This window comes from Delftia sp. WSY_10, assembly GCF_043104705.1.
GTDB lineage: Bacteria > Pseudomonadota > Gammaproteobacteria > Burkholderiales > Burkholderiaceae_C > Comamonas > Comamonas tsuruhatensis.
The window spans coordinates 737,895-756,282 of sequence record NZ_JBICKY010000012.1 but is presented as its reverse complement, the minus strand read 5'-3'; the positions used below and the strand labels follow the sequence as shown (position 1 = coordinate 756,282).

Below are 18,388 nucleotides of genomic sequence, written 5' to 3'. Positions count from 1 at the left end.
GAAATTGAGTTTGATGAATATGGTGGATTGAAGTAATGATCTTGTTTGAAACTTTTTTCTTTGACGCACCTCCATTTTTGATTTGATATTGGATATTTTTGAATGATTCCAGATATCGATGGCTATAGAGTTGCTGCTGCTGAAAGTTGCAGGTAATATATTTTTTTATGCGTCAATTGGGTGTGGCTGAAGAGACTTTTTGGGAATATGAATTGACGGTGGATTGTTCTCGTTGATGACGAGATTTCGAAGAATCAGATTCTGATTCTTGGCAATTTATCGGATCGGCTTATTGTCAACACATGCTCGCTGAAATGAAATTGGATAATTCTGAATTTCGCGATTTTCTCTCTAGGAATTCCCTGATTTTTTGAGCGAATTTATCGGGATTCCCTAGGAATAGTCCTATCTTTTCTTCAATTGCTTACGAATTGGTGATCCGAACTGTGCGTGCGCGGGTCCAGAAATGGCGGGGCAAAGCCTTGTGGGAAGGCTGTCGCCTATGGATTGGGGGGATCTGCGATGCAGCTGATGCCGGCAGACAAGCGGACGATGGTCTTTGCGAGAAGAGCAAGGTCTCGGCTGTGCCGCCCTGCGGCACAAGGCCCGCAGTCAATCTTGCGGGTCTTGATGAACAGCGTTTGGGCCGTGACGGCAAATAGCTGCATGCCGATGGCTACCCGTACCAACGTATCTGCAGTCGGCGCGGGAGTCGGAAATGGAAGCCTGCCGGTGCAGGCAATCAACGTGGCCCTGCATTGGCAGCGGCCCATTTGGGTTGCTTTCCGGTGCTTATGTCTGATCGGCCGATGCCAGGACCCTGATCTTCAAGCTGGGCTGCAGGATGGCCAGCGGACGGTCAGCCCGCAAGGTTTGCTGCGGCGGCTTGTGCTTGCCGGTGCCTGCGTCGTGCCCTGCCGCCACGGGAGTTCTGCCCGCGTTGCTGGTGACTGGCACCGTGGTGGGCAAGGCGCTGATCTTGACGCTCATGCGCAGGCCGTCCAGGTTGCGCTCCAGCTTCAGTGCCTGCTGGCTGTCGCTCGGCTGTGTGGCACGAGCGGGCAGCACTGCAGCCGCAGTGACTGCCGGCGCGCTGGCGACTACCGTGGCCGGTGCCGTTGCTGCCGTGCGTTCCTGGGTCATGCCGGCCAGAGCCACGGCCGACGCCGCGTTGGAGGCCGGGGCGCCGGCCACGGCTGTCTTGGCATTGGTGGTTGCGGTTGAGGTTGCCGCGGTCTTGCCCGGCTTGGCAGATGCCACGTCGGTGGCCGCAGGCAGCAGCTTGTTGCTGGCCACGCAGGGCAGTTCCAGGCTTTGCGGCGGCTGGTGGGTGGTGCTGCGCTTTCTTTCAGGCAGGGTATAGGAGAGGTTGCAGCCCACCATGCCGGTGTCGGTCTTCCACTGCACCTGCAGCTCACCCTGGTCTGATAGCCCGCGCGCCAGCAGCTTGCCGGCCTGGCCGATCACGCCCAACTCCTTGCCGTCCATGTCCAGCACGCTGGCGCCAAAGGGCACAGGCATGTTGCCGGCCTGCCGCGCGCGGATCACGGCCGAGCGGCCGTAGGCCGTCTTGAAGACCAGCAGCGGCACGGCACCGGCCAGCGGCGCGACGTGCTGGCTGGTTTCCTTGAGCTCAACGTCGGTGGAAAGGCCCTTTGGATCAATGGAGACCTCGTTCATCGAGAACGGTGTGAGGTAGGGCACGACGGCATAGCCCCGGCTGTCCACCTTCACTCCGGGCGCGTTGTTGATGCGCGCGCCTTCCGCGTTCTTGGCCTCCACGATGGCAAAGGTGTCAGACACCGATTGCGACAGCGTCACGCCGCCCGGGTGGGCCACGATGGCGCCACGCGCGCCTACCGAGAACTGCTGGTAGCCGCTGCTGGCGCTGACGCTGCCGCTGAGTTCGGTCTGCGATGCGCGGTAGGTGGCGTTGGCGCTGGCACTGGTGCTGCTGCCATTCATGCCACCGGTGTTGTGGTTGGCGCTGAGGCCGTAGGAGATGGCGTTGTCGTCGCCCAGCAGCCCGGACAGGTTGGCCTGGGCCTGCACGCGGCCGCGCGAGTCGCGGTTGGTATTGGTGGAGAGCATCATGCCGCGCTCCATGCTGAGCGGAATCGACAGGCCCACGTGCAGGAACGTGTTGGACTGTCCCCAGGCATCGCGCTGGCGCGCCGCAGAGAGGTTGTAGGAGATGTTGCGGAACGAGTTGCTGTAGCCAATGGCGTAGTCGACGTTGGAGCCCTGTCGGTTCCAGTACTTGGCAGTGGACGCCGTGAGGCTGAGACTGCCTCCCCCGGGGCCAAACTGCTGGCCCATGACCAGAGAGGCGCGGTTGCGAGGCCGGTACAGGTCCGTGGAGGGCCGTAGCAGATTGGACTGATCCCGTGCGCGCATGGCGTCGTTGAGGCCGAAGAATCCGTTGGTGGAGTAGCGATAGGCGGCAATGGCCACGTGGGTGCCGGTCTGCGCAAAGGACTTTGCGTAGCTGGCCCGCAGGCTCTGCCCGGAAAAGGAGCCGTCGTGGGGGATGCTGGTGGAGGCGTGCGTGATGTCTGCACCGAAGGCGCCCCAGGGCGTGGTGAGCGCTGCGCCAATCATGGGCGAGATATGGCCCTTGGCCAGGGACAGGCCGCCGTAGCCTGTCAGCATATTGGTGAAGCCGTGCTGCCACGTGGCCTGGGAGAACATGGGCGAGGTGTTGGGCAGGTGGCGTACCACGCCCGCAGTGAGGCTGTATCGGTTCTGCCCTTCACGCAGCGACAGCGGCACGGCCGCGTAGGGAACGGAGAAGCTGCGCACGGCGCCATTGGCCTCGGTGATGCTGACTTGCAGGTCGCCACCGTAGCCCGTGGGATAGAGGTCGTTGATGACGAAGGCGCCGGGCGCCACCGTGGTTTCGTAGAGCTTGATGCCGTTCTGCGTGATGGTGACTCGGGCATTGGTGTTGGCCACGCCGCGCACCACGGGCGCGTAGCCGCGCTGGGAGTCGGGCAGCATGCGGTCATCACTGTTCAAGCGTATGCCGCGAAACGAGGTGGAGTCCATCAGGTCGCCACCCGTGTAGGTGTCGCCCAGTATGAGCTGGGAAGACCAGTCGGCAATGTCGCGCTGTGCGTAGGTGGAGATGTTCTGGTAGTTGCCCCGTCCAGTGTCCGCCCAGCTGAAGGAGCCGTTGTGCCGGAAATGCCAGCGGTCGATGTTGACGCCGCCGTTCAGGCCCAGGTAGCTCTGCGTGGTGTTTTCTGCGTTGCTGGAGCGCCCGTGGTAGGTGTTGAACTGGTAGCCGAGCAGGCCGACAGGCACGCCGGCGCTCCATTGGTCGGGACTGACATAGCCGCGCACCGAACGGCGTAGCGAGGCCTGGGGCACGCTCAGGTCCAGTCGCTGCTTGCCGAAGTCGAAACTGGTCAAGGCGCCCGCAACGATCTGGTCCAGACGGTTGCAGCCACCGTCGGCCGCCAGCTTCAAGGCGGCCTCGGGCGGCAGGCGTGAGAGGTCGATGCCCACCTTCTCCAGCAGGGCCTTGTCCAGGCAGGGCAGCGCGTCCTGTGAGCCGGACTGGGCCTTGAACTGCACTTCGCGGCGGCCAACCCAGTTGCCGTTGATGTAGATGTCGGGGCTGTAGTTGCCGGGCGTGACCACGTTGGCGCGCGAGTAGCGCGAGACGTCAATGGTCTGCTTGCCGGTGTTCAGAAAGCTGGGGTCGAAGTCGACGGCAGCCGGCGTGGGCTGCCACTGGCCGGTGGACGTGGAGGTCGTGACTTCCTTGACCTGCTGCCCCTGCTGGGCCTCGGACTGCCAGCACACCAGCACGGAGAGCAGCAGCGCATGGCCGGGCTTCAGTTGGAAATATCCGGCAGGGCCTTGGCCTGGCCCCGGCATTGTTCCTTTTCCTTGCCTTGTGTGCCGGCTTTTGATTCCCTTTTCTGAATCTGGAAAGACTGGCCTGATCATTTGCTTATCTCCTAATGCTGTGCGCCCGATGCAAAGCGAACGGCCAAGGCCGATGTGCCAGTCCCGGTAAAGAGACCGATGCCGTTTCGCCGGGTATTAACGCTGGGTATCGGTGTGCTGGCCGGGCTGAAAATGCAGTGGCATTAGATAATCAGGCCGGAAAGGACGGGGGATTCGCGTGGCTTTGCTCGCATTGCCCTGTTTATTGGGCGGAATTTCCGATTCTGGCTTCGTGGTTGAGACTGGCGCCCCAATCATTAATGCTGCTGAACATCACCGTGGCACCTGCCGCGCCAGCCATGTTGGCACCCGCAGGTTCCTTGATTGGGAAGGTGGCCACCTGGCCGGGAAGAACGGGCCCGACGCCTGCCTCGAAGGATTTGCCGCCGAGTTGCACTTCAACGCCAGCCACATTGACCACAAAGGCGCTGGGATTGCGTGCTTTCAATACAGGCTGGTTTTTGGCGTCAACGTCTACCGACCATTGAAGCTGGGTAGGAGCTTCCTGGGCATTGCCGGGCAGGTTGCTGGGTCGGTACATGAGCTTGACACGGGTGCGAAAGGCGAACTGGAGGTTGTTGGAGTCGCCTTCCATTTCCGCCTTGGGCGGGACGTCCAGCACGTTGAGCCAGAACAGGGATTCCTTGTCGGCAGGCAGTGCTTCGCCCGAATAGATGATGCGCAACGTCTGGCTCTTGCCCGCCTCGATGCGCATGATGGTGGGCGTGATGACGAAGGGAACGTCGATGTTCTCAGGCGATTCCTGGTTGTTGCCCTTGTCCAGCCAGGTCTGCACCAGGGCAGGTTTGCTGCCTTCGTTGGTGAGCTGGATGGTGGCTTCCTTCTCGCCACTGGGGAATATGATGCGCGTGCCCGTCAATGTCACGCTGGCCTGTGCCGCCGTTCCAAGAAGAAGGGACAACAGGATGGCAGCAAGCCCATATGAACGTTTGATCGTCAGCATCGGAGAACTCTCTGGGTTTTGAGCGAAAGAATGGGGCCGGGCCCATGTCACGAAAGCAGAAGACACGGCATATCGACCACCGCAAGGCGGCCGATATGCCTGAAAGTCAGTGATTACTGATAGACCAGCGAGTAGGTCACCGAGGTGTCGGTGCGGCCGGCCGTCACGGGGCCGGTGGCCACGTATTCGGAGGCGAAACGCATGATGGCCCGGCCATTGCCACCGACCTTGTTGTCGATGTCCACAAAGCGCGATTGGGCGGAACCGATCTTCAGGCGCTCGTTGTTGCTGGGATCCACGATGGCGATCTGGACACCGGAGGCCACGGCGGGCGCACCAGTACCGCTGGCCGCTGCGGGCTTGAGCATGCCGGTGACCAGGTCCACGTTGGGGCCGGCTTCGAAGAACACGGCGACCTTGGAGACGGGCGCTGTGGAGGTGGCGGTGGCCAGCTCACAGCCGCTGAGTTCCAGCGAGAACGCCTGGCGGCCGACAGTGGCACCCACGGTGGCCAGCTGGTTGTTCGCCACGTTGGGCAGCTTCACGCCGTCCTTGGCGGCGCCGGCGACCGTGGTGTCCACCTTGCAGGTGGTGGTGACCACCTCGCCCGTGAAGTTGATGGTGCCGTCTGCTGCTTGAGCGGTGTTCATGGCCATCATGACCAGGCCGGCGACCGATGTCAGCAATGCGATCTTTTTCATGGGTATTCCCTCGAGTTGAAGAGATAAATGAAATTCCAGCAGCGATGAATGCGCTGATGGAATAGGAGAGTGTGTGAATGGTTGAGTGGTTAATAAATCATCAGTGTTCCATGTTCACCTCATCAATCCAATGGTTGGTAACTGTCAGCATGGTCAATGATTTGCAGGGGTTGCGATCATGCTGGAATAGGTGGTGGCGCTGACATGGAGAAATTGTTCGGATGAGGGAGCGTTGGCGAGGGATGGGCGAGGTTTGTTTCTCTGGCATGTTTGAAATTGAATTGCTCAAAGACACCAGTGCCCAATGGCGCGGACGGGGTTCAGGAGAGAATATGTCAAAGAAAGAGGTGAAAAAACCTGTTCTTTGGGTATGTGATGGATTCTAGGTGTGCGCCGCCGTTATATGAAATAGGGCGCATTCTGATTATTTGAGCCTGAATCTAGGAATAGTCCTAGATTTGCTCTGTCGAATGGGGGAAAGAGGGTGCGCAGCCCGCCTGCGCCGGGCGGTTGCCTGTGCTGAGGGTGATGGTGTCTGCGGAGGGGGCGCGGGTCCCGCAGATCAGGAGGGGTGGTCGAGGGCGAAGGCCTGCAAGGGCAGCACCGGCCCTCGGCCCTGTGGATCAGGGGCGCTGGGACAGCAAATACTGCGCCATTTCGGCAAAGCCGTCGCCGCGCTCGGCCTGCGTGACATGGCGAGGCAGGTGCTTGAGCTGGGGCACGAAGCGCGCGATGTTGGCCACGCCCAGGCTGTGGGGCATGTGCTCGAACATCAGCTGGTCGTTGGTGGAGTCGCCGATGTAGATCCAGCGGTCCAGCGTGGCGTCTAGGTCGATGTCGAACAGGGTGCGCAGGATCCATCGCGCGCCTTCGAGCTTGTTGTGCGCGCCAAACCAGCCGTTGATGTGGATGGAGCTGACGGTGGCGTTCATGCCCGCCGCCTTCATGATGGCCACGCACCGGTCAATGTCCTGCTGGGGCATCTGCGCGAATTCGCTGTGGTCCACGGCAATGTCGCATTCGCGGCCCGCCGAGTCGGTGGCGCGCAGCGCGCCGGGCACGGTGGCCTCGATCTCGGCCAGCACCTGCTGCATGCGCGCGTAGTTGGCAGTGCGTGTGGCCTCGTCCTGCTGGTAGAGCTTGTCCAGCCCGCCCTGCGCATTGCGCCGCAGTGCCACGGCGCCGTTCTCGGCCACGATGGCATCCACGGGCCAGGCCTGGGCAAACGGCTCGCTCCAGCCTACGGGGCGGCCGGTGATCGGTACCACGCGCAGCCCGGACTGCTTGAGCTGGGCAATGGCATCAACGACATGGGCCGGCACCACGCCTTCCGTGGTCAGGGTGTCGTCGATGTCGGTGAGGATGCCGAGCGGCGATGCGGGAGGTGTCCAGAGGGACAGCGGCTGGAGGGTTGTGGGCACGGTCGTCAAAATGCAGAAAGCCGCCCGGGGCGGCTTGTAGAAGGGCAGCGTTTGCGCGCACGGACCGTGCGCGCAAGGGCTCCATCCTACTGCCTGGCGAACTCGACGATGGCCTTGTAGAACTTGTCGGAGCCGTCCTTGGGGTTGTCTGGGGACAGCTCCATGCGGTTGACGCCGTGTTCGGCTGCGCCCTTGAAGCGCTGGTTGATCACCGAGAAGTAGTAGGGGCTGATGAAGGTGGCGCCTGCGTCATAGTGGGCCTTCAGCGCGGCCAGGTGCGTTCCTTCCAGCTTCCATTGCTGGGGGTTGAATTCAGGTGCGCCATAGCCGCTGCCGATCTGGTGCTGCTTCATGAAGCCGCGAAGCCAGTCGCTGTCGGTGGCGCCGCCGTACATGTTCAGGCCCTGCCGCCAGGGTGCCTTGCCGTCAAGCGTCTGGGTCGAGGCGAACAGCTGTGGATTCCAGGAGGGGTTCACATCGGGAATGATCTGGTGGGAAAAGAGCTTGGCGGCGGGCAGGCCGGCTGCAATGGCACGTTCATGGAATACCGCAAGCTGCGCATACACCTGGGATTCGCGGTACTGGTTCCAATCCTTTGCCAGGGGGTTGTAGTAGACGTCCTGCAACTGGGCAGGCATGTCTAGCCAGAAGCGCACGCCCTGCTTCTCCAGCATGGACGTGGGGGGCATCCACCCGAGCCGTCTGGGGTACAGATTGACCATCTTGCCCTGATTGCGTGGAACGACAACGAAGTTGGCATTGGCCAACTGGTATTTGCGTCCCTTGGACTCGGCCACGACCTGCACGATGTGCTGTCCGGCGGTCAGGTTGCTGAAGTCGAGGTTGTAGCGGAACCCGGTGTTGGGACTGGTGATGTTGTCCACAGCGCGGTAGACATCCAGGCGATTGAGGCCACGTGCCATGGGCCCTGCGAGCTTGCCGTCCAGATAGAGATCCAGGCGTTCTATGGCCTGGTTTGGGTCCCACAGCCAGCCACCCACGGGCAGTGTGCCGTCGGCAAATGCATCGTAGTGTTCGCCGAAGCCGTTGAGTTTTTCCTTGCGTATGTCCTTGGATGGGGCAGGAATGACGTCGAACGACGCGTAGTCCAGCCCGGTCTGCGCCTTGAACTGCGCGATGCCTTTGTATTTGCTCTGCAGCCATTGGCGAAAGCCTGCCACCGAGCCTGGGCTGTAGTCGGTGACGCGGATGTCCTTGTAGGCGCCCATGCCGTTCTCGAAGTCCGGGAACATGTGGTGCAGTTCACCGGGCAGGGTGTAGGCAATGATGCGGTCCTGTACGGGCTGGGGCAGCTCCCGGATCTTCCTGGCCATGTATTCGAGGGCCTTGAAGCGGTAGTGATTGACGGGCACCGAGGGGTCTGTGGAGAGCGTGTAGGGCAGGATGCGGTAGCCGAAATAGCCCAGTTCCAGAGGCTTGCCGTCGCGTAGCTGCATCAGGTTGACGGGGTCCTTGGCCAGCTCGGCGGCAATGGGGCCGACCGAGTCGAAATGGTCTGCCGAGAAATACAGCACGACCGGACGCTGCACCTTGCGGATAACGTTCAGGAAGCTGTCCACCTTGGCCTCGTCGATTTCCCAGCCCTTGGACGTGCGCTGGTACAGCCCCAGCAATTGCAGCGTGGCGGTGTAGCCGATCTGCACGTTACCCTTCGGGCCGCCCGGTTCCAGCGTGTCCAGCAGGCGGTTGACGGCCGCGGAGCCGTCCAGCTTGCGCTGCTGGCAGAAGGCGTAGGCCTCGTCCATGGACTTGATCCTGGTGTCTGCAACGGCTTCATCGCACAGGAGCATGCCTTCCACGGTGGGGGCGATGACTAGTGGTTGAGAGGTGGTCCGCACCGGATTTGCTGCATGGGCGGCGCTGGTTAGTGCGACCATTGCAAGTCCCAGTCGGCTCAGTATATGGAACCGGGAAAAGCAGGAGGAAGTTCGAGTTGGATTCATGTTTACAGACAAGATATCAAGACAGCTTCACTGGCTTCTAATCGAAAAATGGCGGGCTGAGCTTTTCCGTAGTTGTCTTAGGTTTGGAAAATTAAGGGACTTTGGATCTTGGCTACAGGGATTGAGACTTTGTCGGGTTTGTGCGTTTTAACGCTGATGCACCAAACCAGATAGAGATTTTTCTTTTGAGAATCTGATAAATAGGCAGCTCTATCCATCGATACCAGATCCATGAGAATATCAATGTGGCAGCCAGGGTGGAGATCGCCCAGAAAACATTGGGGAGATGTATGGGGAAATTGTTATATGTTTTGCTCATGGCAATCAGGATCATGATGTGACTGAGGTAGATGCTGTATGAGGCATCTCCCAAGGATTGCAATGATTTCCAGGGAGTGATCCCACGCCGCTCCAATTCCATCGCGCAGGCAATAAGGCAGCAAGAGAATCCTCCGAAAAGAATGGCCCTTTCTCCGTTATGAAAAAAACCAGCCATGCCGCTGGCGTTCAAATTTCCATGGATCTGGTAGAAATATGCTGCAGCCAAAAATATGATGGCACCCGTGGTCCAGATATAGATGGGTTGCTTGGGATATCGGCGGATGAACTCCGCAAGAAGGAAACCGGCAATGAATTCAACCACTAGCGGTGAAGCATAGAATGGGATCAGCAGGCTTGTCTTGGCTTTTGCCTCATTTTCTGGAAGATACATGCCATTCATGTAAAGCCAGATGTTGAAGATGATGAGGACGAGACCGATGACTCCCAGTATTTTGGGCGCATTACGCCTTTGCCAGAGAATGATCAAAGCAACCGCGACGTAGAAATAGAGCTCAAAACTCAATGTCCAGGTGATTGGCAGGAGGTAGAGCATCAGGTCTTGCGGCCACAAGAAGAAAGATCCCCAGAGACTCGTCTGCGGCTTTATGCTCTTGAAGCTCCAGGCTGCGACAAGGTAGATGAAGAAAAAGGGCCACCAGCCGATATAGATGCGGCCAAATCGCTGTATCAGGAAACGTGTGGCTGAATGCCAGCCGGGCTTGAGGGTTTTTGTGGTTTCGGCCATGATTAGGCCGCTGATAACGAAGAATAGGTCGACACCTGCAAAACCCAGACGAGTCACTGCCTCAGGAAGAAGAGTCAGGGTGAATGGCGTCACCGGTGGAGTCATATGGTGAAGCACTACCACGAATGCAGCGAAAAACCGCAAGGTCTGTATGTTTCTTAGCATCCTAATTTCCTGGGAAGGTGGTTTTTCTCTCGATGGCTTTGTCGGGGATGGCCGCGCCGGATAGTATCACGCTGAGTGGTTCCTGAGGGGTGCTGCTCACGTCGTAATGCAAGAAGGCGATGAGGAATTGAATGCCGATCAACACAGGAAGACCTGCCAGCATCACCGTTCCACTGCTTGCCGGTTGGTGATTCAGGTAACTGCTGATCCAATGAGTACCGCCGAAGATGATTCCGAAAATTAACAGCAGCAGTCCGAAGATGCTGTAGACCGTGCCGATGTTGAAGTCTCTAAGGAGATAATTATAGAAATAACGCTTTCCGATGCGAATCGTATGTTTTTTCAGGAATTCCGGTAGAATTTTGCTGATTTTTAGGTTCGACTCCTCGTCGGCATAGATCGCATCCATGGGAATATCTTTGACGACAGCGCGAATTGTGTTCAAACGGAAAAGCATATCCGTCTCAAAGAAATATCGTTTCTCCAGCTTGTTGATGGGCAGCTCGCGCAAAATGCTGGTGTGGATGGCGGTGTATCCATTCGAGGGATCCATGATGTTCCAATATCCGCAGCTGATCTTGGTGAGGAACGACAACGCTGCATTCCCAAAGAGACGGATCTTTGGCATGTTTCGCACAGATTCCAGTCTGAAGAATCGATTGCCTTTGGTGTAGTCGGCGCGTTTTTGCAGGATCGGCTGAACGAAAAGAGGCAGCAACTTGGGATCCATCTGTCCATCGCCATCTATTTTTACGACGATATCCATGCCGTCCTTGAGGGCTTCCTGGTATGCGGTGCTGACTGCTCCTCCGACTCCTTGGTTTTCCGAGTGGAAAAGAACCCTGACCCTGGGATCGGTACAATTTTGTAGAACCCATTTGCCGCTACCATCCGGACAGCAATCGTCGACTGCATAAATCGATGTCACGCAATCAGGAATATTATTTATAACGCCCACTACGTGCTGTGTGACTTTGTAGCAGGGGATGGCAACGGATATTTTCATGGTATTCAAGTAATCAATGCGGTGCCTGGGATGTGATCGTGATTCCTATGGCGATGAACAGTCCACCGATGATGGTCTTGGGGTGCATCGGTTCATTCAAAAAGAGCCAGGCGAGTGTAGGTACCACGATGAATGCAAGGCCCATGATCGGATAGGCAAGATAAAGCGGCGCGCTTCGCAGAACCCAGACCCAAGCGAGTGTGGTGATGCCATAGAGCGCAAGGGCAACGAGCAGCCAGCCGTTGAGCGCAATATCCGCTAGGGAGGGCGAGGGCGGGATGGCGGCTGCCGCCTTCTTGAACAGGAGCTGTCCTAGGGAGATGCCTAGTACGCAGACGACAGCCAGGCCGGTGAGAAAAGGGGTCATGGGAGGATGGATGAATCTTGATGGACTGTCGTTTCGGTGTCACAGTGGGTGACGATTGCAAGATCGGGCCGCGGTGTCGGATCTGGTGGGCGCTGCCCTCGAGGGGTTATGGTGGGGTAGGGCGCAAGCTTGCGTGACCCGCAGTCGGGTCTCATGAGGGGCTGTGGTGGACGGGGCAGGTAGTGCTGCCCGGACAGATTATTGCAGGCGCTGTGTGAAAAAATGCCATCGTACGTCCGCCGAGGCAGCGGCAGTGGTTGGCCCGTCCTTGATAGCGCCTTTCCGGAACACCCGCTGCATGACGGAGGTCTGAGCGAAGTGTGTGTTGGGGGTGAAAATCATGCAGCCGGGTTATCACTGCCGCAATCCAGTACATTGCAGCAGTTTTTTGTTGCATGAGGCTTCGTCAGGATCAGGTAGATTCGGGGTTTTCTTGGAAGATCCTAGCTGTCGTTGTTCAGCCAGTCGCCATTGCGGGATCCTCATCAATTGTTGCAATACTAATGTTTCGCTTACTTTTTTCGCTCGTTTTTTTGTGGTCCTCCTGGGGGGCCCAGGCGTCAGAGCAACCCAAAACTTTCGGAGCCTTGGAGGCGTGGACATTTGATGCGTCGGCCAGGCAGCTGTCACTTCGTGGGTGGGTGCTCGCTGGCAAGGACGGAAAGACGCCGCCGATATTCAAGCTTTCCTTTATGGGCAATGAGTTTCAGTCTCAGGATCTGGTCTGGACACCCAGGGAGGGCATCACGGCAGACAGCCCATTCACTGGAGGACAGGTTGGAGTAGGCTTTGACTGGGTGGTGAGCCTGTCGGGAGATGTGCCAGCGGGAGTGCATCCGATTAGTGTGGATGTGGCTTACCCGAATGGCCAGCATGCTGCCCTACGAAGTGTTCAGGGCGAGCCTTCAGAAATAGTGGTGAAGAAAATAAGAAAAAGCCACTGGTGGGCGCTCGGAATCGTATTGGCCGTTGCTTTGTTTATCCGTTTTGGGCGCGTGGAAAGCACAGCCTTGGCATATAAACTTGGGTCGTGGATAGAGGGTCGTGGCGCATATCTTGTAATCGGAGGGATTTTTGGTGGTCTGGTGGCCTTTGGCATCACAGGTAGTTCCGTTGGCTTACTGGTGTCCGGAAGCCCGGTGGGGCACAGCTTCGTGAACTTCGAAGGCAGTCAGGCGAAGTTGTTCGACCAGCGTCCGATCCGCGGGGATGAATGGGGTGTCTTGATGCCAAATGTATTGGCACAGGTAAACCATGAACCGAAGTTCCCGGTCGTGAATGAAAATATCGGGCTGAGTGGTCAGAATATGGGGGTCATCGGCATGACGGGAGCTCCTGTCTTGCAGTGGGCTGCCTTGGCGAAGCCTGCAACCTGGGGGTACTTCTTCCTCCCACTGCGTCAGGCCATGAGCTGGCAATGGCAACTTCCATTTTGGGGGGGGCTGTTGGCCGTCTGGTCGCTGCTCAATGTGTTTCGGTCGGACAGACGTGGGCTCAATTTGGCCTTGTCATTCGCTTTTTGCGTTGCTCCCTATGCAGCAGCTTGGTCCAACTGGCCCTTGTACGCGACGCTGTTTCCCGCTTTGGGCTTTGTGCTGGCATGCAAGCTGGTACAGACCTCTCATCGTTGGCATGGCTTGCTGCTGGGGCTCGCGCTAGGATGGCTGTTGGCGTGCTGGTTCCTCGTGCTATATCCTACTTGGCTCATCATCGTTGGCAGCTTGTTGTTTTTCGTGGGTGTGGGTTGGTGTGTCGATCACCGTAGCCAGTTGCGATGGGGATGGCCCCAGGTTCTCGGGGTATTCGCGGCAGGGGGGGTTGCAGTCGCGTTGCTGGGAAGCTGGTGGATGGACACCCATGACGCGGTGGCACTGATGAAGGCCACGGAATATCCGGGCAGGCGAGGGGCCATGCCTGGCGGCGATCTGGATTGGCTGTGGCATCTGCGGGGATACAACAATGCGGAGGTCGTCACGCATACACCTGGGTCGCACACGGACGAGTCCTCGGCAAGCTCCTACTTTTTGCTGCCTCTGATGCTGGCCTTGCTGTGCGTGGGGCATCTGGTTAAGCGTCAGGAGCGGCGCTGGGCCGTGACCGCTTGCGCGGCCTTCATTGCCTGCTACTGGACCTATGTATTTGTCGGCGTGCCTGTCTGGCTGGCAAAGTACAGTCTGTGGGGCAACATGCCTACCAACCGCATGGATGTGGGCATGGGGTTGGCGGCCATCGTGCTGATTGCCCTGACGGCAGCGCCTGCTCGCGTGGACACGTCGTCAAGGTTCGGCGCATGGCAGAGTTGGTTTGTGCCGGCGTTGGCAACTGTGGGCAGTACGCTGTTGATTGTCTGGATGCTTTCGTATACGCCCCTTGCATTCATGCCGCAAGGCAGCTGGGTCTATACGACGGCCATGGCTGTCGTCGGTGCCTCGATGTGCTGGTGGATGCTGAGGGGGCGTGCGGCTGCGGCCGTATCCATGCTGATCGCCGTGCATCTACTGGCCACTCTGACTTTCAATCCCGTGTCGAGGGCGCCCAAGAGCGTTTCCCTGGCTGAAGGAAATCGTCCGTATCTGATGGATCCCAATGGTCGACACCTGAGGACCCTGGTTCTCAATGGAGATGGGATCGGCCCTCAAATATTGGCCTCGGTGGGGTTTCCCATAGCAAACGGCGTTTTCTATTATCCTCACAGGGAATTTTGGGTGAAGATGGAGCTACCTGATGATCAGTGGAGTGCTGTCAATAGATATCAGCACCTTGGTTTTTATCTCAACACGGAAACACAGGAGTCAGTAGGATATAAAGCAATAGCAGCTTCATTGGACTATGTGCGCGTCGAAATACATCCTAAGCGGTTCGATTTCTCGAAAACCGGTGCGCAGCGGGTTGCCGTTCTTGCATCGCAAGAAAAGGAGTTGCGCTCCAATCCCTCGGTGGCGTGGATGGGTGAATACCGAGGAATGCACTGGTTCTCTGTAAAGGGCCATGATTGACTGCTTTGTTTTCGAGGTGCGGAGTTAGGTGCTGCGCGCTTTGAATAAAGCTGATGGGTTTACATTTTGCATCCCGGAGTCAGCACGCCGTTGGATGGATAAGTTGTCTAGAGCGTTGCAGATGCTCCTGCACACCTGCAGCATTGGGCTACATGGGCGCTCACTGCTCGGTGTGCGTGAATTCCAGAGGCCGAGTGCCGTGGAACGATTGAAAGACCAGATCTAGATATTCGGGTTCCTGTGGGCGTGGTGGCCCCTTGGCATGCGCGATCAGCTTATGGAGAGTGCGCCGTCTGATGGCTCCGAAGCCTTCTCTCCCGCAAATGGACGCGCTGTTCCGTCCACGGCTGGAAGAGCAGATCAAGTTGAAGCACTCGTTGTGATGTTTCCCCCCTATTCCCGACCCCACCCTGTTCGCAATAAAGCACTTGGGCAGCCCCTGCAGCCTGTTGCCGCCTGAACTCCCGAGGCGACCGCATTTTCAGCGAAGAATGCGGATGCACCTCGTTGAAGTGCTCGAAGGCCGCCGGCAGTTGCGCCAGTACCGTCTGCGCGTCACTCAGGTCCATGCGCGCCACATAGTCGCGCTTGAAGGTGTTGACGAAGCTCTCGGCCATGCCGTTGCTCTGCGGGCTGCAGACGGGCGTGTTGATGGGCTTCAGGCCCAGAGCGCGGGCCAGTGCCCTCGTTTCGGCGGCGATGTAGGCACCGCCGTTGTCACTGAGGAACTCCAACTCCTGGCCCTGCGGGAGCGCTTCGACCGAGCCGAATCGGCGTTCGACGGCCTCGATGAGCATCTCGCGAACCGGCTCGCCTGGCAGTCTCTTGCCCTCCCATGCACGCCAAGCCAGCACCTCACGGTCGCAGCAGTCCTCGGCGAAGGCGGCCGTCACGGTTTGACCCGAATCGCACTTGATTGCCAGACCATCGGAGCACCATCGAAGGTCGCTGCGCGAGACCGCAACACGGCCCTCATGCGTGCGTGCGGACTTGACCTGCTCCCCATAGGACATACCAGTCGAAGGTTAGTAGAGTCCGTTTTCAGAGGAAGAACGGACATGAAGAAGAGCAGATTCTCCGACGAACAGATCATCGGTTTTCTCAAGCAGGCCGAGGGCGGGATGCCTGTCAAGGAACTGTGTCGCCTGGGCGGTTTCAGCGATGCGACCTTCTACAAGTGGCGCGCCAAGTTCGGCGGCATGCAGGCCGGCGAGGCCACGCGGCTACGCGAGATCGAGAGCGAGAACGCCAGGCTCAAGAAGCTGCTGGCCGAGGCTCACCTGCACAGCGAAGCGCTGAAGGTGGGTTTCGGGGTAAAGCGCTGACCCCGCAGGCCACGCGCGAGGCCGCTGCCAGGATGGTTCAGGGACTGTCCATCAGCGAGCGCCGCGCCTGTCGCTATGCGGGGTTGTCCAGAACCAGCTACCGGGAGCCGCCCAGCATGAACCAGTCCACGGCCAGCCTAAGCACGCGCATCGTCGAGTTGGCGCACGAGCGCCGGCGCTTTGGCTACCGGCGCATCCACGACCTGTTGAGCCTTGAAGGCCACCAGGTGAACCACAAACGCGTGTGGCGCCTGTACAAGCTGGCCAACCTGTCGGTGCGCAAGCGCCGCAAGGTCAAACGCCCCACTGGCTAGCGCCAGCCCTTGGCTGCCAGCCAGCACGTCAATGACACCTGGAGCGCAGACTTCGTGATGGACGCACTGGCCAACGGCCGGCGCATCAAGTGCCTGACGGTGGTCGATGACTTCAGCCGCGAGTGTGTGGACATCGCGGTGGACCACGGCATGGGTGGCGAGTACGTCGTGCGCTTGCTGGACAAGGCAGCGCAGTTCCGCGGCTACCCGCTGGCCATCCGCACCGATCAGGGGCCTGAGTTCACCAGTCGGGCCTTCATGGCGTGGACAGCGGCACGCGGCGTTCGGCATCTGCTCAACGATGCCGGATGCCTGACCCAGAACGCGTACATCGAAAGCTTCAACGGCAAGTTCAGGGACGAGTGCCTGAACGAGCAATGGTTCGAGACGCTGGTGCAGGCTCGCCAGGAGATAACACGCTGGCGGCGGGACTACAACGAGGTGCGGCCCCACAGTTCACTGGGGCGCATCTCGCCGGCCAGCTTCGCTGCCTTGCATCGCCAGCGCGCTGGCGATGCAAGGCAATCACCGGAGATCAAGTAGTCTCCACAACCTTGGACTCGCTAAGTGAACATTGGCACGTCTAAAGGGGGCAGTTCACCTTGTCCCAGATCGCATCCGCTTTTTTCTGAGAATCGGCGTGTGTCAAGGTAGCTGTCGCTTCAGTCGTCAGGCCACTCGCCTGCTCATCTCATGTTGCGCACGCTCCGGATTGAGGTACACCTCATCCGGCAGATGCCAGTTGCGCGGCCCCGCGCTCCAACGCTGCGGGTTGCGCTTTCTGGCCTGCGCGTACAGCTGGATGCGTTGCTGCAGCAACCGCCGGTCCTGTCTTCTGTGACGCTGGCCCGGCGTTACATACTTCAGCGCGCTGTGGCGATGCTCTTCGTTGCACCAATCTGCAAAGCGCAGCACCCATTGCCTGGCTTGCCGCACGTTGTCGAACGGGCGCTCGGGCCACAGCGGACAGTATTTGGCCGTGCGGAACAAGGCCTCGGCGTAGGCGTTGTCGTTGCTGACCCGAGGCCGGCTGTATGACGGCACCACACCCAGTGTCTGCATTGCCATCAGCAGGTCCGAGCCCTTCATTACCGAGCCATTGTCTGAGTGCAGCACCAACGGGCTACCTGCCGTTTGCTCACGCAGGCAGGCCTTGTGCAGCAGTTGGGATGCATGCTGCGAGGATTCGGCTTCGTGCACTTCATTGGCGACGAGCTTCCTGCTGTAGACATCCTTGACCATGTAGCAGTAGAAGAAGCGGCCTTTGACGGTGCTGGGCATCCAGGTGATGTCCCAGCACCACAACTGGTTGGGTGCGTCCGCTCTGTGCGTGGTCAAGGGCCGCGCCACCGGCGCTTTGCTGCGTCCCCGTCGCCAGTTCATGCCAGCGGCCTTGAGCACGCGGTAGAACGTCGATTCGCTGGCCAAGTACAGGCCCTCGTCAGCCAGCTTGGGCACGATCTGGTGCGGCGTGAGACTGGCGCAGTCGGCACGGTTGGCGGCATCGAGCACAGCCTGACGCTCGGCTTCGCTGAGCTTGTTGGCGGGTTGTTCGTGCCGGGCACCTGGGCGTCCATCCGAGGGCCGGGTTCGCCAGCGCTGGATAGTACGAAGACTCAGGCCCAGCACAGCACATGCCGGCCCTTGCCGGGCGCCGCTGCCAATGGCTTCGTCGATCAACTCCATGGCCTGTTTGCGATCTTGGGTGTTGATCAGACGTCCTCGTCCTTGCCCCAAATCGCATCCGCTTTTTTTCTGAGAACCAGCAATGCTGCTGCCTCCGCCAACGCCTCGGTCTTGCGCTGCAGTTCCCGCTCGAGATTGCGTAACTGCTGCTGCGTGTCAGCGCTGATCACACGGCCCTGTTCATGTACAGGACCTGCACCGCCGTTGGCCTGCTCGCAGGCTTGGCGCCATTGCTGCAACTGCTCTGGCAGGATGCCCCTGGTTCGGCAGTAAGTCGCGATCTCCTCTTCGCTGAGCGGCGCTGTCTGCAGGACAGCCTGGAATTTCCTGGTGCTGCTCCAGCGCTACCTGGGCTGGCCAGCGGGCACGCATTGCTATGTCTGGCGCACTCGCTGGTTTGCAAAAAACGGGGACGTCTTTCGGCGTTATCGTGATGCTGGCTTGGCAGGCGAATCG

10 protein-coding genes and 3 pseudogenes are annotated in these 18,388 nt (G+C 59.1%); 2 read left to right on the top strand and 11 right to left on the bottom strand.

Features of this window, described 5'->3' with window-relative positions:
* Positions 1-792: 792 nt before the first annotated feature.
* From ACF8ML_RS05525 to ACF8ML_RS05490, 8 genes are all read right to left on the bottom strand, one after another.
* Positions 793-3,885 carry a fimbria/pilus outer membrane usher protein gene (locus tag ACF8ML_RS05525; protein WP_392406589.1) on the bottom strand — a complete coding sequence of 1,031 codons (3,093 nt, stop codon included), beginning with the start codon at positions 3,883-3,885 and terminating at the stop codon, positions 793-795.
* Between the two features lie 274 nt (positions 3,886-4,159).
* Complete coding sequence (locus ACF8ML_RS05520; protein WP_133074233.1) at positions 4,160-4,921, bottom strand: molecular chaperone; 762 nt, start codon at positions 4,919-4,921, stop codon at positions 4,160-4,162.
* Between the two features lie 113 nt (positions 4,922-5,034).
* Entirely contained in the window at positions 5,035-5,622 is a 588-nt protein-coding gene (locus ACF8ML_RS05515) for a fimbrial protein (RefSeq protein WP_034363243.1), read from the bottom strand.
* Positions 5,623-6,245: 623 nt separating this feature from the next.
* Entirely contained in the window at positions 6,246-7,043 is a 798-nt protein-coding gene (locus ACF8ML_RS05510) for an HAD-IIB family hydrolase (protein ID WP_034349002.1), read from the bottom strand.
* An 86-nt stretch (positions 7,044-7,129) separates the two neighbouring features.
* Positions 7,130-8,941, bottom strand: coding sequence for a hypothetical protein (locus tag ACF8ML_RS05505; RefSeq protein ID WP_047327922.1), 1,812 nt, complete (start codon positions 8,939-8,941; stop codon positions 7,130-7,132).
* A gap of 178 nt (positions 8,942-9,119) precedes the next feature.
* Positions 9,120-10,238 (bottom strand): acyltransferase, encoded by a 1,119-nt coding sequence (locus ACF8ML_RS05500; protein WP_047327921.1) that lies wholly within the window; start codon positions 10,236-10,238, stop codon positions 9,120-9,122.
* Between the two features lies 1 nt (position 10,239).
* Positions 10,240-11,244: a glycosyltransferase gene (locus ACF8ML_RS05495; RefSeq protein WP_047327920.1), complete on the bottom strand. Its 1,005-nt coding sequence runs from the start codon at positions 11,242-11,244 to the stop codon at positions 10,240-10,242.
* Positions 11,245-11,257: 13 nt separating this feature from the next.
* Entirely contained in the window at positions 11,258-11,611 is a 354-nt protein-coding gene (locus ACF8ML_RS05490; protein WP_047327919.1) for an EamA family transporter, read from the bottom strand.
* A 395-nt stretch (positions 11,612-12,006) separates the two neighbouring features.
* Here ACF8ML_RS05490 and ACF8ML_RS05485 point away from each other — a divergent pair, with 395 nt between their 5' ends.
* Positions 12,007-14,607 (top strand): hypothetical protein, encoded by a 2,601-nt coding sequence (locus ACF8ML_RS05485; RefSeq protein WP_235434690.1) that lies wholly within the window; start codon positions 12,007-12,009, stop codon positions 14,605-14,607.
* A 413-nt stretch (positions 14,608-15,020) separates the two neighbouring features.
* Here the strand turns inward: ACF8ML_RS05485 and ACF8ML_RS05480 are convergent.
* Positions 15,021-15,599 (bottom strand): annotated as a pseudogene (locus tag ACF8ML_RS05480) (integrase core domain-containing protein); the annotation flags it as partial.
* Positions 15,600-15,665: 66 nt separating this feature from the next.
* On the opposite strand from ACF8ML_RS05480, the pseudogene ACF8ML_RS05475 reads away from it, so the two are divergent.
* Positions 15,666-16,789 (top strand): annotated as a pseudogene (locus ACF8ML_RS05475) (IS3 family transposase).
* 126 nt (positions 16,790-16,915) lie between these two features.
* Here ACF8ML_RS05475 and ACF8ML_RS05470 read toward each other — a convergent pair.
* Positions 16,916-17,983, bottom strand: a complete 1,068-nt coding sequence (locus ACF8ML_RS05470) for an IS3 family transposase (RefSeq protein WP_284702779.1) — start codon at positions 17,981-17,983, stop codon at positions 16,916-16,918.
* Positions 17,959-18,264 (bottom strand): annotated as a pseudogene (locus ACF8ML_RS05465) (IS3 family transposase); the annotation flags it as partial. The gene ACF8ML_RS05470 and the pseudogene ACF8ML_RS05465, both read right to left, overlap by 25 nt.
* Positions 18,265-18,388 lie beyond the last annotated feature (124 nt).

Bases quoted from the DNA above. Each gene is read 5' to 3' on its own strand.
- ACF8ML_RS05520 (WP_133074233.1), bottom strand. From the start codon at position 4,921: ATGCTGACGATCAAACGTTCATATGGGCTTGCTGCCATCCTGTTGTCC.
- ACF8ML_RS05515 (WP_034363243.1), bottom strand. From the start codon at position 5,622: ATGAAAAAGATCGCATTGCTGACATCGGTCGCCGGCCTGGTCATGATG.
- ACF8ML_RS05505 (WP_047327922.1), bottom strand. From the start codon at position 8,941: ATGGTCGCACTAACCAGCGCCGCCCATGCAGCAAATCCGGTGCGGACC.
- ACF8ML_RS05500 (WP_047327921.1), bottom strand. From the start codon at position 10,238: ATGCTAAGAAACATACAGACCTTGCGGTTTTTCGCTGCATTCGTGGTA.
- ACF8ML_RS05495 (WP_047327920.1), bottom strand. From the start codon at position 11,244: ATGAAAATATCCGTTGCCATCCCCTGCTACAAAGTCACACAGCACGTA.
- ACF8ML_RS05485 (WP_235434690.1), top strand. From the start codon at position 12,007: ATGAGGCTTCGTCAGGATCAGGTAGATTCGGGGTTTTCTTGGAAGATC.
- ACF8ML_RS05490 (WP_047327919.1), bottom strand. From the start codon at position 11,611: ATGACCCCTTTTCTCACCGGCCTGGCTGTCGTCTGCGTACTAGGCATC.
- ACF8ML_RS05525 (WP_392406589.1), bottom strand. From the start codon at position 3,885: ATGCCGGGGCCAGGCCAAGGCCCTGCCGGATATTTCCAACTGAAGCCC.